General features: G+C 73.4%; 8 protein-coding genes and 1 pseudogene. 3 read left to right on the top strand and 6 right to left on the bottom strand.

What is annotated here, in order from left to right:
- Positions 1 to 100: 100 nt before the first annotated feature.
- The 3 genes and pseudogenes from OO48_RS28210 to trpS form a co-directional block, all read right to left on the bottom strand.
- Complete coding sequence (locus OO48_RS28210) at positions 101 to 802, bottom strand: nucleoside/nucleotide kinase family protein (protein WP_051732970.1); 702 nt, start codon at positions 800 to 802, stop codon at positions 101 to 103.
- A gap of 10 nt (positions 803 to 812) precedes the next feature.
- On the bottom strand, positions 813 to 1,742 hold the full coding sequence (locus OO48_RS28205; RefSeq protein ID WP_033221288.1) for a S66 peptidase family protein: 930 nt from the start codon (positions 1,740 to 1,742) through the stop codon (positions 813 to 815).
- Between the two features lie 241 nt (positions 1,743 to 1,983).
- Positions 1,984 to 2,976 (bottom strand): annotated as a pseudogene (gene trpS / locus OO48_RS36760) (tryptophan--tRNA ligase); the annotation flags it as partial.
- Between the two features lie 425 nt (positions 2,977 to 3,401).
- On the opposite strand from trpS, the gene OO48_RS38610 reads away from it, so the two are divergent.
- Positions 3,402 to 4,139, top strand: coding sequence for a hypothetical protein (locus OO48_RS38610; RefSeq protein WP_157845555.1), 738 nt, complete (start codon positions 3,402 to 3,404; stop codon positions 4,137 to 4,139).
- Positions 4,140 to 4,175: 36 nt separating this feature from the next.
- Here the strand turns inward: OO48_RS38610 and OO48_RS28190 are convergent, their stop codons facing one another.
- A complete protein-coding gene (locus OO48_RS28190; protein WP_033221282.1) occupies positions 4,176 to 4,703 on the bottom strand; it encodes an NUDIX hydrolase in 528 nt (175 codons plus the stop codon).
- Positions 4,704 to 4,831: 128 nt separating this feature from the next.
- Here OO48_RS28190 and OO48_RS28185 point away from each other — a divergent pair, with 128 nt between their 5' ends.
- On the top strand, positions 4,832 to 5,710 hold the full coding sequence (locus OO48_RS28185; protein WP_033221280.1) for an ATP-grasp domain-containing protein: 879 nt from the start codon (positions 4,832 to 4,834) through the stop codon (positions 5,708 to 5,710).
- 462 nt (positions 5,711 to 6,172) lie between these two features.
- Here OO48_RS28185 and OO48_RS28180 read toward each other — a convergent pair whose 3' ends face one another.
- The gene (locus OO48_RS28180; protein ID WP_033221278.1) at positions 6,173 to 9,895 is read right to left on the bottom strand and encodes an ABC transporter ATP-binding protein; all 3,723 of its coding nucleotides are present in this window, start codon (positions 9,893 to 9,895) and stop codon (positions 6,173 to 6,175) included.
- A gap of 222 nt (positions 9,896 to 10,117) precedes the next feature.
- Complete coding sequence (locus OO48_RS28175; protein WP_033221296.1) at positions 10,118 to 10,798, bottom strand: TetR/AcrR family transcriptional regulator; 681 nt, start codon at positions 10,796 to 10,798, stop codon at positions 10,118 to 10,120.
- Positions 10,799 to 10,928: 130 nt separating this feature from the next.
- Here OO48_RS28175 and OO48_RS28170 point away from each other — a divergent pair, with 130 nt between their 5' ends.
- A complete protein-coding gene (locus OO48_RS28170) occupies positions 10,929 to 12,635 on the top strand; it encodes a carboxyl transferase domain-containing protein (protein ID WP_245194834.1) in 1,707 nt (568 codons plus the stop codon).
- The last annotated feature ends 68 nt before the right edge of the window (positions 12,636 to 12,703 follow it).

Below are 12,703 nucleotides of genomic sequence, written 5' to 3'. Positions count from 1 at the left end.
ATCATCGAACTGGTTTCTCAGGGGATTGGCCGCCCCGGGACCGTCCACACAGATGCGTGTCCGGTGCTCCCTGCCGAGCGACCAGTCAACACTACGCCGATCAGCCGAAGGACGCAAACTCGCCCGCGTGGACGACCCGGTCGCAGGCCGCGCGGGTGGCCGTCACGTAGGCGGCGTTGGGGCGGTCGTTGCCGTCGATGCGTCGGCGGGCGGCCGCCTGCTCCTGGCCGCCGGCGGTGTGGCGGGCCAGCAGGCGGGCGTCACGGGTGCTCTCGTCCGCTTCGACGTACCAGAGTTCGCGCAGCAGGGCCCGGGCGTCCGTCCACGGGGAGGTGGGGGCGGCGAGGTAGTTGCCCTCGGTGATGACGAGCCGGGTGCTGGGACGGATGAGGTGGCGGGCGGCGACCGGTTCGTCGAGGGTGCGGTCGAAGTCGGGGGCGTAGATGTCGTGGAAGCGGTCGGAGGCGACGCGCTGGAGGAGGGCGAGGTAGCCGTGGGCGTCGAAGGTCTCGGGGGCGCCCTTGCGGGGGCGCAGGCCGAGACGGTCGAGCTGGACGTTGGAGAGGTGGAAGCCGTCGAGGGGGAGGTGGGCGGCGGTGTCCGGGCCCTCGCGGCGGTTGATCTCGTCGGCGAGGAGTCGCGCGAGGGTGGACTTGCCGGCGGCGGGCGGTCCGGTCAGGCCGAGGACGGTCCGCCCGGTGCCCCGGAGCAGGTCGAGGGTTCGGGCCACCACCTGTTCCGCGACGGCGGCGGACTGCTCGGCGGAGGGAGTGGTGGAGGTAGGGGTGCCTTCGACGTGCATGGCTCGCACCCTACGCGCCGGTAGGACCACTGAGAACAGGTGTGTCCAGGGTGAGCGTGCCGGCGTCGGCGTCGAGGGTGGCGGGGACGCCGAGCGGGACGGTGATCGAGGACGGGCAGTGGCCGAAGCCGAGTTCCCACAGGACGGGGACGCCGAGTCCGCCGAGGTGGTCGAGCATCACGGCGCGCACGCCGTCGAGCGGACCGCAGCCGTCCCAGGAGCCGAGGACCACTCCGGCCACTCCGTCCAGGGCCCCGCTGCGGCGGAGCTGGGTGAGGATCCGGTCGAGCTGGTAGGGCTGCTCGTTGACGTCCTCCAGCAGTAGCAGGCCGCCGGCGAAGGACGGGCGCGCGCCGGGGGTGCCGCGGTCGGCCGCGAGCAGGGAGGCGCAGCCCCCCGTCAGGACGCCGTGTGCCCGCCCGGGGACGAGGGCGGTGGCGTCGGGGCCGGTGAGGACGATGGTGCCGGCGGGGTCGAAGAGGGTGCGGCGCAGGTGTTCGGCGGTGGCGGGGTCGGTGCTGAACACGGTGGTTCCGGGCATCGGGCCGTAGAAGGTGGGGATGCCGAGCCGCTGGGCGAAGGCTTCGTGCAGGACGGTGACGTCACTGAAGCCGACGAGCGGTTTCGGTTCGGCGGCGCGCATCGCGTCCCAGTCGAGGAGGTCGACCATCCGGTGGGCGCCGAAGCCGCCGCGGGCACAGAGGACGGCGGCGATGCCGGGGTCGAGCCAGGCGGCCTGCAGGTCCGCGGCGCGGTCGGCGTCGGTGCCGGCCAGGTGCGGCAGCGTGGGGTGGGTGTCGTGGAGGTGCGGGAGGACGGTCACGTCCAGGCCCCAGGAGCGGAGGATGTCGATGCCGAGGGCGAGTCGGGCGGGGTCGATGGCACCGCTGGTGGCGGCGAGGGCGACCCGGTCGCCGGGGCGGAGCGGGCGCAGGGACATCCGATACTCCTTCGGGGAGCGCGAGCGAGGGCTGAGCGGGGGCGGAACGGGGTGTGACGGGGCGGAGGCCGACGTGCCGGGACGGTGGGGCCGGGCGCTGCTCCGCTCTTCCGTCTGCTGACGGTATCCCCCGTCCGGGAGCGGCCCATCCCCGCGGGGGCGCGGTCGCGCCGTCGGGCTGGGGCATCCCTCGGGCCGCAGGGCGGGTGCCCCGGGGCGGTGGCCCCGGGTCGGTGTCACAGAAGGTGCCCATGGCGGCGCGCACTTCGCCGAGGGTCCGGTCGGCGACGGCGTTGGCCGGGCGTTGCCGGTGTGCAGGACTTCGCGCAGCGCGCTGCGGTCGGCGGCGAGTTCGGCGCCACGGGCCCGCAGTGGGCGGAGGTACACGTTGACCGCCTCGGCGGCGGTGCGCTTGAGGAGGGCGGCTCCGCCGTCGCCGATCTCCTCGGCGACGGTGTGCGGGTCGTGGTCCTGGCGGAGCGCGGTGAGCAGCAGAGGGCTGGAGACGCCGGGGCGGTTCTCGGAGTCGTGGCGGATGCGGCGGGCGGGGTCGGTGACGGCGCCGCGGAGCAGTCGGGCGGTCTCGTCCTCGTCGACGCCGAGGGCGATGGCGTTGCCCCGGCTCTTGCTCATCTTGCCCGCGTCGGTGCCGAGCAGCAGGGGGGCGCGGGAGAGCAGTGCCTGCGGGTCGGAGAAGAGGGGGGGTGTAGCGGTCGTTGAAGCGGCGGGTGACGGTGCGGGTGACTTCCAGGTGCGGTAGCTGGTCCTGGCCGACCGGAACGAGGTCGGCCTTGCGGGACAGGATGTCGGCGGCCTGGTGGACGGGGTAGGTGAACATCAACCCGCTGACGGCGGACTGCCGGGAGCGGGCGATCTCGTCCTTGACGGTGGGGTCGCGGGAGAGTTCGGCGACGCTGATCAGGCTGAGGAAGGGCAACACCGGCTGATTGAGGGCAGGAACGGCGCTGTGGGTGAAGATCGTGGCGCGCTCCGGGTCGACGCCTGCGGCCAGGTAGTCGAGGACCAGGTTCTCCGCGTGCTCGGCGGGGCGGTCGGCGCGGTCCCGGTCGGTGGTCGCCTGGTAGTCCGGGATCACGATCACCAACTCAAGCCTCGGGGAATGGAGTTCGACGCGGTTCCGGAGCGTCCCGAAGTAGTGGCCGAGGTGCAGCGGCCCGGTGGGACGGTCGCCGGTCAGGATGCGGTGGTGTCCGACGGCGGTGGCGGCCACCAGGGGGCTCGCGCTCTCGGCGGCTGGGGGGGTCGGCGGGCCGGTCGACGGGACAGCCGGTGGCTTCGGTGGCGACGGTGGTCATGGTGAGGTGCTCCTCGGTCGCGGTCGTCGGCCGTCCACCGGGGTGCGCGTCCTGGGGGCCGTCCGAGACGATCGCGCCGGGGCCGCCCTTGCGGACGGCCCTGGAGTCATGCGTGGGGAGCCGTCCTAGGACGGCCACCAGCACGGGCATGACGTGAGAGACATGCCGTCGATCCTGACTCCGGGCTCTGGGCTCCGGGCTCCGGGCTCGGGGCTCCGGGCTCCGGGCCCGCAAGGGGTTTGTCCCACGGCAGGGAACCACCGACTGCGTGCGTACGTCCCTTGGCCCGGCACGCACCGGTGGTGCAGGATCGGGCGAGCTCGGAATCCGGAGGGGCACAGTCATGACCTCGCTCGACCAGAACGCGTCGGACCGACCCCACGCGGGCGCCAACCTCCCTGCGGTGGAAGCGGGTTCGGCAGGTGACGGCGCCCCGGGCGGCAGTGCCACGGACGCACCGGGGAGGGTCGGCGACGAGATCCCGGTGCCGGGGGCTGGTGCTGGCACTGCTGCGGACGCGGGTGCGAGTGCGGGTACGGGTGTTCTCGGGGCGGTCGAGTGGTCGTCGGGTGTCTGGGGTGTCGGCGAGCCGGCGGGACGGGTGCGTCCGCAGCGGCGGCCCGCGCCGTCGCGGCGGTTGAGCCAGGTGCGGGCGGTGGCCGCCGCACCGGGCGGGCACCGGGCGGGGGCGGAGGCGGCCGAAGGCGGAGGCGGGACGGGGCCGGTGGATCCGGCGGGTGTGCCGATGGGGGTCCTGATCGGCGGGTCGCCCGGGTTGGCCGAGGGTGTCGGTCCGGGCGGGCGGACCCCGGAGCGCCGGGTATCGGCGCAGCTGCTGCGGTTCGGTTCCGGCACCTGCCAGGTGGTGCTGCCGGACTGGCGGCCGGCCATAGCGGTGTCGGTTCCCACCGAGCAGTTGCAGCGTTCGACCGGGTTGGGACAGGAGGAGTTGCGCTCCGCCCTGCTGTCGGTGGTGATCAACCCGGAGGCGGTGCACGACCGGGAGTTGGGGTTGCGTGATTGGCGGGCCGAGCTGCCGACGGCTCGTGGACGGCGGCGGGGTCGGCGTCCGGTCCGCTGAGCCGGTCCGGTGGTCTGAGGGATGGGCGGGTGGGGGTCAATCGCCTCTCGAAGGTGCGGTGTTGGGCACGTAGCCGAGGTGGACCGGTTCGATCGGGCCGGACGGCGCGCCGCGGAGGCCGGCGAGCAGGGCGGACAGGTTCGGCGGCCAGGTCGGGTCGGCGTCCGGTGCGGCGAGCTCGGCCCGCGTCCACCAGCGCCAGCCGAGGATGCCGTCGACGAGGTGGACCGCTGCCACGTCTCCCGGCTCACGCCGCGGGCCGTGGGTCAGGAAGATGTGCTCGTGCTGGCGGACCGGGGTGCCGTGCCAGGTGAAGTCGTGCTCCCAGGTGCAGACGAGCGGGCCCGGTTGGAGGTCGGTCCAGCCGGTCTCCTCGTGCAGCTCCCGCAGGGCGCCCTCGATCGGGGACTCACCGGCTTCCAGGCCGCCGCCCGGAGCGTTCCAGTGGACCCCGACCTCGGAGTTGTCCGAACGGAACAGGAACACCTCGCCCTCCGGTGAGAGCACCAGCGTCCGCGCCGCCCGGCGGGGACGCCGCTCGACTTCGGGCCTCCGACCTCGCATGATCCATCGCACACGTTCACCCTGGCAGAGTCCGCGACAGGGTGTCGATCGGGTTTTCGGGCGGATCCACCGGTGCGGGCAAGGGATTTCCGGGCTCTCCACCGATCGGTGGATCTAATCTGAGCCGCATGGTCGAGGCCGCCGTCATCCTTCCGTCAGACCCGCTCCTCCCCCGCCGGGTGGACCCGCACTTCGCCTGGGAGGCGGGGGCGGTCCGGGCGGTGGGCGGCGGCCACGCCCTGCTCGATCACGACGCACTGCTCGCCGGGGACGTCGAGTCCGCCGTCCGCCGGATCCCGACCGGGCCCGGCCCGCTCTGGTACCGGGGCTGGATGATCCCCACCGCCCGGTACGCGGAGCTCGCCGAGGCCCTGGCGGCTCGCGGCCGACCGCTGCTGGCCGGACCGGACGCGTACGCGACCGCCCATGAACTGCCCGGCTGGTACCGGACGTTCGAGTCGGTGACGCCGGCCAGCAGCTGGCTGCCCGGTACGGGCTGGGACCGGCGTGCGCTGGCCGCGGCAGCCGCGGAACTCGGCGGGCGGGGGCCGGCGGTGGTGAAGGACTACGTGAAGTCCCGCAAGCACGAGTGGGTCGAGGCCTGCTACGTGCCGGACCTGGCCGACCTCGACGCGCTGGAACGGGTGGTGTCGCGCTTCGCCGAGCTGCAGGGCGAGTTCCTGGCGGGCGGGCTGGTGCTGCGCCGCTTCGAGCCGTTCGTCCGGGCCGCGGACGGGCGGGCCGAGGAGGCCAGGGTCTGGTGGCTGGACGGCGAACCGGTACTGGTCGGCCCGCACCCCGACAGCCCGGCGAACCGGGTGGACCCCGACCTGTCCGAGGTGCGCCCGCTGGTCCGGCGCTTGGGGTGCCGCTTCGTCACCACCGACCTGGCCCGCCTGGCCGACGCCGGGCGGTGGCGGGTGGTGGAGGTCGGGGACGGCCAGGTCAGCGAACTGCCCTCCGGGGTGGACGTAGAAGCACTGTTCCGGACGTTGCTGGAGGCGTAGTCCGGGCGGATGGGACGGCCCTCCGGGCCGAACACCGGGCGGTGGTCCGGTGCCTGGCGGGGCGGCCGATCACGGCGCGGGGCGACCGGACGGCGGAGCCCGCCCGGTCGGGCGGACGGACCAACGGCCCGGCGCCGGCCGCCGGCAGGGCGGCGAGCGGCGCACCCTTTCCCGGGTAGCCGAGGCTGCCGGCCGGGACGGGCACTCCCTTCCCCTCCGTCGGTCGCCCGTTCTGGGTACCGGGCGTGCCGCCGGAGCTGGTGGCCGGTGGCCAGTAGCCAGTGGCCAGTGGCCAGTGGCCGAGTCGCAACCGGTGAGCAGTCCGGTTGCGTCCCGGCCGGGACAGCGCTGTGATCGAACGGCCTTTGCCGCCAAGACCGAACGCGGCCGGCTGGCCGGCTCCGGACTCCCCGGCTGACCGGACTCCAGCCCTCCGATCAGCCGGGCCCAGCCGGGCCCGGCTCAGCCCAGGGCCGGTGTCGGGTGCCCTTCCGCGATGAAGGCGCTCCACAGCTTGGCGTAGGCGCCGTCGCGGTCGAGCAGTTCGGCGTGGGTGCCGTCCTCCACTACCCGGCCGTGGTCGAGGACGACGATCCGGTCGGCCCGCTCGGCGGTGGTGAGCCGGTGGGCGATGACCAGGGTGGTGCGTCCGCCGCTGAGCCGGTCGGCGGCGTGGTTGACGGCGGCCTCGGTGGCGAGGTCGAGCGCGGCGGTGGCCTCGTCGAGCAGCAGGATGTCGGGGTCGACCAGTTCTGCCCTGGCGAGCGCGATGAGCTGGCGCTGACCGGCCGAGAGGTTGCGGCCCCGGGGTGCGACCCGGTGCCGGTACCCGTCGGTCAGCCGGGTGATCATGTCGTGGGCGCCAACCGCCTTGGCCGCCGCTTCTACTTCGGCGTCGCTCGCGTCGGGACGGCCGTAGGCGATGGCGTCCCGGACCGTCCCCGCGAAGAGGTACGCCTCCTGCGGGACGACGCCGAGCCGGTGCCGGTACCCGTCCAGGTCGTAGCGGGTGAGGTCGGTGCCGTCCACCTGCAGGGTGCCGCCGGTGGCGTCGTAGAACCGGGCGACCAGCTTGACCAGGGTGGACTTGCCCGCTCCGGTCTCGCCGACGAGGGCGACGGTCTGGCCGGGTGGGATGTGCAGGTCGATGCCGGAGAGCACGTCGGGGTTGCCCTCCCCGCCGCCGTTGTAGGCGAAGCTGACGTTCCGGAAGTCGACTTCGCCGCGCAGCGTGCCGACCGGGACGGGGTGCTCGGCCTGGGGGGTGCTGGTGGGGGTGCGCATCAGGTCGCGGATCCGGCCGAGGCCGACGGCGGCCTGCTGGTAACCGTCGAAGATCTGCGAGAGCTGGTTGACCGGTGCGAAGAACAGGTCGATGTACAGCAGGTAGGCGACCAGGGCGCCGATGGTGAGGGTGCCGTCGTCGACCCGGGAGACTCCGGCGATCAGGACCAGGGCGGAGGCGACGCTGGAGAGGAACTGCACGAACGGGAAGTACAGCGAGATGTAGAACTGCGCCTTGGCCCTGGCGTGCCGGTAGGCGAGGCCGCGCTCGACGAACCGCTCGGTGTTGGCGTCCTGCCGGCGGAAGGCCTGGACGATCCGCATGCCGGCGACGTTCTCCTGCAGGTCCGCGTTGACGGTGCTGATCAGGTCCCGGGAGACCTGGTACTGCCGGGCGGACTTCCGGCGGAACACCAGCGTGGCGATGATCAGCGGCGGGAGCACCGCGAAGACCACCAGGGCGAGGCCGGGGTCGATCACGATCAGTGCGACGAAGATGCCGAAGAAGGTGAGGACGCTGACCACGGCGGTGACCACGCCGGTCTGCAGGAACGACGAGATGGAGTCGACGTCGGTGGTCATCCGGGTCATGATCCGGCCGGTCAGTTCCCGCTCGTAGTAGTCGAGGCCGAGCCGGTTGAGGTGCGCGAAGATCTTCAGTCGCAGCGTGTAGAGGACGCGTTCGCCGGTGCGGCCGGAGACCTTGCTCTCGGTGGCCTGGACCAGCCAGTCGAGCAGGACGACGGCGAGCGCCAGCAGGGCGGCGACCGCGACGCCGCCGAGCGCCGCCTTGCTGACGCCGTCGTCGATGCCGTGCCGGATCAGGACCGGCAGGGTGAGCCCTGCGGCGGTGTCCAGCGCGACCAGGAGGAGGGCGAGCAGCAGGGGGCCTCGGAACGGGGCGAGCAGCCGGGCCAGGCTGAACCGGGGGTCGGCGGCCTCGGCGCGTTCGACCGGGATGTCGGGCGTGTCGGTCGCGGGCGGCAGGGCGGCGACCTTGGCGAGCAGTTCGGCGTCCGCTCCCGGCTTCTCGGCGGCCGGGGCGACGACGGTGTCGGCGGCCGGGGCGGCCGCCTCCTCATCGGTCGGGGCCTGGGCCGGGGCCGGGGCCGCCAGGGCGTCCGGGTCGGTGATCAGTGACCGGTAGCGCGGACATCGGGCGGTGAGCTCCTCGTGCGTGCCGAGGTCGATCAGCCGGCCCGCGTCCAGCACGGCGATCCGGTCGGCGAGCTGCAGGGTGGAGCGGCGGTGGGCGATCAGCAGGGTGGTGCGGCCGGCCATCACGCTGTGCAGCGCGTCGTGGATCTCCGCCTCGATCTGCGGGTCCACCGCGGAGGTGGCGTCGTCGAGCAGCAGGATGCGCGGGTCGGTGAGGACGGCCCGGGCGAGCGCGATGCGCTGGCGCTGGCCGCCGGAGAGGGTGAGGCCCTGCTCGCCGACCTTGGTGTCGTAGCCGTCAGGCAGTTCCCGGACGAAGCCGTCGGCCTGGGCGATCCGGGCGGCGGCCTCGATCTGCTCGTCGGTGGCGTCCGGGTGCCCGTAGGCGATGTTCGTGCGGACGCTCTCGGAGAACAGGAAGCTCTCCTCGGGCACGATGCCGATGGCGGCGCGCACCGAGTCGAGGGTGGCCTCGCGGATGTCCTGCCCGAACAGCCGGACCGTTCCGGAGGTGGGGTCGTAGAAGCGGGGCACGAGCTGGGCGACGGTGGACTTGCCGGAGCCGGACGCGCCGACCAGGGCCAGCGTCTCCCCCTGGGCGAGCCGCAGGCTGAGGCCCTCCAGCACCGGGACGCCGTCGGGGGCGATGCCGGGCTCGGGGTGCTCCTCGGCGCGGTAGTGGAAGTCGACCCGGTCGAGCTCCAGCGCGGGGGTGCCGGGCGGTGCGGCGGCCGGGTCGAGCGGACGGGCGTCGGCCGGCTCGGAGACCAGCGGGCGCTGGTCGATCAGCTGCATGACGCGCTCGACCCCGGCGCGGGCCTGCTGGCCGACGGTGATCACCATGGCGAGCATCCGGACCGGGCCGGTCATCTGCGCCAGGTAGGTGGAGAAGGCGACGAAGGTGCCGAGCGTGACGTCTCCCCGGACGGCCAGCCAGCCGCCGACGGCGAGCACCGCGACCTGCCCGAGTGCGGGGACGGCCTGCATCGCCGGGGTGTAGCGGGCGTTCAGCTTGATCGAGCGCAGCCGGGCGGCGAACAATTCGCGCGAGGCGTGCTCCAGCTTGCCTCGCTCCTGTGCTTCCTGGCCGAAGCCCTTGACCACCCGGACGCCGCCGATCGCGGCGTCCACCACTCCCGCGACCTCGGCGGCCTGCTGCTGGGCGGCCCAGGTGGCGGGGAACAGGCGCTTGCGGCTGCGCGTGGCGAGCCACCACAGGGCGGGGCCCATCACCAGGGCGATCAGGGTGAGCGGCGGGGACAGCCAGAGCATGACCACCAGCGACATGCCGAACATCAGGGCGTAGCCCGTCATCATCGGCAGCATCGACAGCAGGCCGTTGACCAGTTGCAGGTCGGAGGTGGCCCGGCCGACCACCTGGCCGGTGTCCAGCCTGTCCTGCCGGTGGCCGTCGAGCCTGGTCAGAGATCGGAACAGGTCGGCGCGCATGTCGTGCTGGACGTCCAGCGCGAGCTGGCCGCCGTAGTAGCGCCGGACTTGGGTGCAGAGGAACACCACCGCCGCCGCGACCAGCAGCAGCACCGCCCACGGGGTGAGCGGGCGGCTGTGCTCGGTGATCACGTCGTCGATGATCAGCTTGGTGATGAGCGGGACGATCGTGGTGACCGCCATGCCCACCAGGGACGCCCCGAAGGACAGCAACAGGTTGCGACGGTACCGCCAGCAGTAGCCGCCGAGCCGGCGGAGCCAACTTCGCTCTGGGAAACCATGAGTCTCGGGCATATTTAGTGATGCTAACCATTCGGCCGGTTGGGCGTCCATCGGGATTGATGGCGCACGGGAGGCTGAACGACCTCGGGTCGAGCTTCCTTCCCGTCTACAGGTTGCCCGCGCCGCACGGTGGTGCGCCTCCTGCGATCGGCTAGACCTGGATCAGCCGATCGACCTAGGCGGAGGGTGTAGCCGGCCTTACCCCAGCCGGTCGCCGGACGCCGCCACCGCAGGTCACGCGGCGGGGCGGGGCCGCTCCACCTCGGCGGCGGCCGCCGCGAACGCCCCCTGGGCCAGTGCGCGCAGCAGGGCCGCCATGCTGCCGCGGGCCAGCCCGGGTCGCTCGGAGCCCGCGTCGGCCGGGGCGCCCGGGGCGCTCTGGGGCTGCTGCGGCGCGGCACTGTGCGGGGTGGAGTTGAGCAGGCCGAACACCGCGTGCACGGCGGCGCGGGCGACCGGTTCCGCCCCGGGCGCGGCCAGCGGCGGGAACGCCTCGCGCACCACCGCGACCCACAGCTCGACGTAGCCACGCTGGAGCCGGCGCACCCGGCGGCGGTCCGCCTCCTTGAGGTGGAGCAGCTCGCGGTCGTGGAGGATGATCAAGTCCCGGTCGTCCAGGGCGAAGTCGATGTGCCCGTCGATCAGGGAGTCCAGTGCGGCGCGCGGCCCGGCGGCCTCGCCCTCGCGGCGGCGGCCCTCCTCCAGCAGGCGCTCGCTGATGCCGACCAGGAGGTCGGCGAGCATCGCGTCCTTGCCCGCGAAGTGGCGGTACAGGCCGGGGCCGCTGATGCCGACCGCCTTGCCGATCTCGTCGACGCCGACCCCCAGGAACCCGCGGGCCGCGAACAGCCTGGCGGCCTCTTTCCGGATCTGGTCACGGCGTGGGAGCGCGGGGGCGGGGGCGCGGTTGGGCATGCTGCCCATCGTAGACAGTCGGGTTATCGATGGTTAACCTGGCCACAGAGTTAACGCTCATTAACACGGGCTCGCCGGCTCGCCCTTCGGCCTGCCCCGATCCGAATCCGAGGGCAAGGGAGCTCTTGGGATGGTCCCCTCTTCGGCACAGACCTCTCCGTGGTCCACCGTCCCGTCACGGGACGCGGCCCCGGACGCTCCACCGTTCCGCGCCTCCGACGCACCGGCCCCCCGGCTGGAGGGCGTGGCCGACCCGTCCTCCCCGGACGGACTGGCCAACGCCCGGGCCCACCGGGAGCTGGTGGCCGAGCTGCGCGGCAAGCTCGCGGCGGCGGCGCTCGGCGGGGGTGAGAGGGCGCGCGCCAAGCACGTCGCCCGCGGCAAGCTCCTCCCCCGGGAACGGGTGGACACCCTGCTGGACCCCGGCTCGCCGTTCCTCGAACTGGCTCCGCTGGCCGCCGACGGACTGTACGGCGGCTCCGCCCCGGCCGCCGGGGTGATCGCCGGCATCGGCCGGGTCGCCGGGCGCGAGGTCCTGGTGGTGGCGAACGACGCCACGGTCAAGGGCGGCACGTACTACCCGATGACGGTGAAGAAGCACCTGCGCGCGCAGGAGGTGGCCCTGGAGAACCGGCTGCCCTGCGTCTACCTGGTGGACTCCGGCGGGGCGTTCCTGCCGATGCAGGACGAGGTGTTCCCCGACCGCGACCACTTCGGTCGGATCTTCTACAACCAGGCGCGCCTGTCCGCCGCCGGGATCCCGCAGATCGCGGCGGTGATGGGCTCCTGCACCGCGGGCGGCGCGTACGTCCCGGCGATGAGCGACGAGGCGGTGATCGTCCGCAACCAGGGCACCATCTTCCTGGGCGGCCCCCCGCTGGTGAAGGCCGCCACCGGCGAGGTGGTGACCGCCGAGGAGCTGGGCGGCGGCGACCTCCACTCCCGCACCTCGGGCGTGACCGACCACCTCGCGGAGGACGACGCGCACGCGCTCTCCATCGTCCGCACCATCGTGGCCGGGCTCGGGCCGCGCGCCGCCAGGCCGTGGCCGCTCGCCCCGGTCGAGCCGCCCGCGGTCGACCCGGCCGGGCTGTACGGCGTGGTGCCGGTGGACCCGCGCACCCCCTACGACGTGCGCGAGGTGATCGCCCGGCTGGTGGACGGCAGCCGGTTCGCCGAGTTCAAGGCCGAGTACGGCACCACCCTGGTGACCGGCTTCGCCCGGATCCACGGCCACCCGGTCGGCATCGTCGCCAACAACGGCGTCCTGTTCGCCGAGTCCGCGCTCAAGGGCGCGCACTTCGTCGAGCTGTGCGACCAGCGCGGCATCCCCCTCCTCTTCCTGCAGAACATCACCGGGTTCATGGTGGGCCGCCAGTACGAGGCCGGCGGCATCGCCAAGCACGGCGCCAAGATGGTCACCGCGGTGGCCTGCACCCGGGTGCCCAAGCTGACGGTGGTGATCGGCGGCTCGTACGGAGCGGGCAACTACTCGATGTGCGGGCGGGCCTACTCACCTCGCTTCCTGTGGATGTGGCCGAACGCGAAGATCTCCGTGATGGGCGGGGAGCAGGCGGCCTCGGTGCTGGCCACCGTCCGCCGCGACCAGCTGGAGGCCCGGGGTGAGCCCTGGAGCACCGAGGACGAGGACGAGTTCAAGCGCCCCGTCCGCGAGCAGTACGAGCACCAGGGCAACGCGTACTACGCCACCGCCAGGCTCTGGGACGACGGCGTGATCGACCCGCTGCAGACCCGCACGGTGCTCGGGCTGGCGCTCACCGCCTGCGCCAATGCCCCGCTCGCCGAACCGCGACCGTTCGGAGTCTTCCGGATGTGACGTCCGGCCGGCCCGGCCACCGCCAGTGACACACCGTCAACCCGCCCACCGTTCCCTTCGTGACGGAG

The sequence above is a fragment of the Kitasatospora phosalacinea genome, from assembly GCF_000716545.1.
Taxonomy (GTDB): Bacteria; Actinomycetota; Actinomycetes; order Streptomycetales; family Streptomycetaceae; genus Kitasatospora; species Kitasatospora phosalacinea.
Note: the sequence above shows the minus strand (reverse complement) of the source record. Positions and strands in the feature narration are given on the sequence as shown.

Bases quoted from the DNA above. Each gene is read 5' to 3' on its own strand.
- OO48_RS28210 (WP_051732970.1), bottom strand. From the start codon at position 802: ATGCACGTCGAAGGCACCCCTACCTCCACCACTCCCTCCGCCGAGCAG.
- OO48_RS28205 (WP_033221288.1), bottom strand. From the start codon at position 1,742: ATGTCCCTGCGCCCGCTCCGCCCCGGCGACCGGGTCGCCCTCGCCGCC.
- OO48_RS38610 (WP_157845555.1), top strand. From the start codon at position 3,402: ATGACCTCGCTCGACCAGAACGCGTCGGACCGACCCCACGCGGGCGCC.
- OO48_RS28190 (WP_033221282.1), bottom strand. From the start codon at position 4,703: ATGCGAGGTCGGAGGCCCGAAGTCGAGCGGCGTCCCCGCCGGGCGGCG.
- OO48_RS28185 (WP_033221280.1), top strand. From the start codon at position 4,832: ATGGTCGAGGCCGCCGTCATCCTTCCGTCAGACCCGCTCCTCCCCCGC.
- OO48_RS28180 (WP_033221278.1), bottom strand. From the start codon at position 9,895: ATGCCCGAGACTCATGGTTTCCCAGAGCGAAGTTGGCTCCGCCGGCTC.
- OO48_RS28175 (WP_033221296.1), bottom strand. From the start codon at position 10,798: ATGCCCAACCGCGCCCCCGCCCCCGCGCTCCCACGCCGTGACCAGATC.
- OO48_RS28170 (WP_245194834.1), top strand. From the start codon at position 10,929: ATGGTCCCCTCTTCGGCACAGACCTCTCCGTGGTCCACCGTCCCGTCA.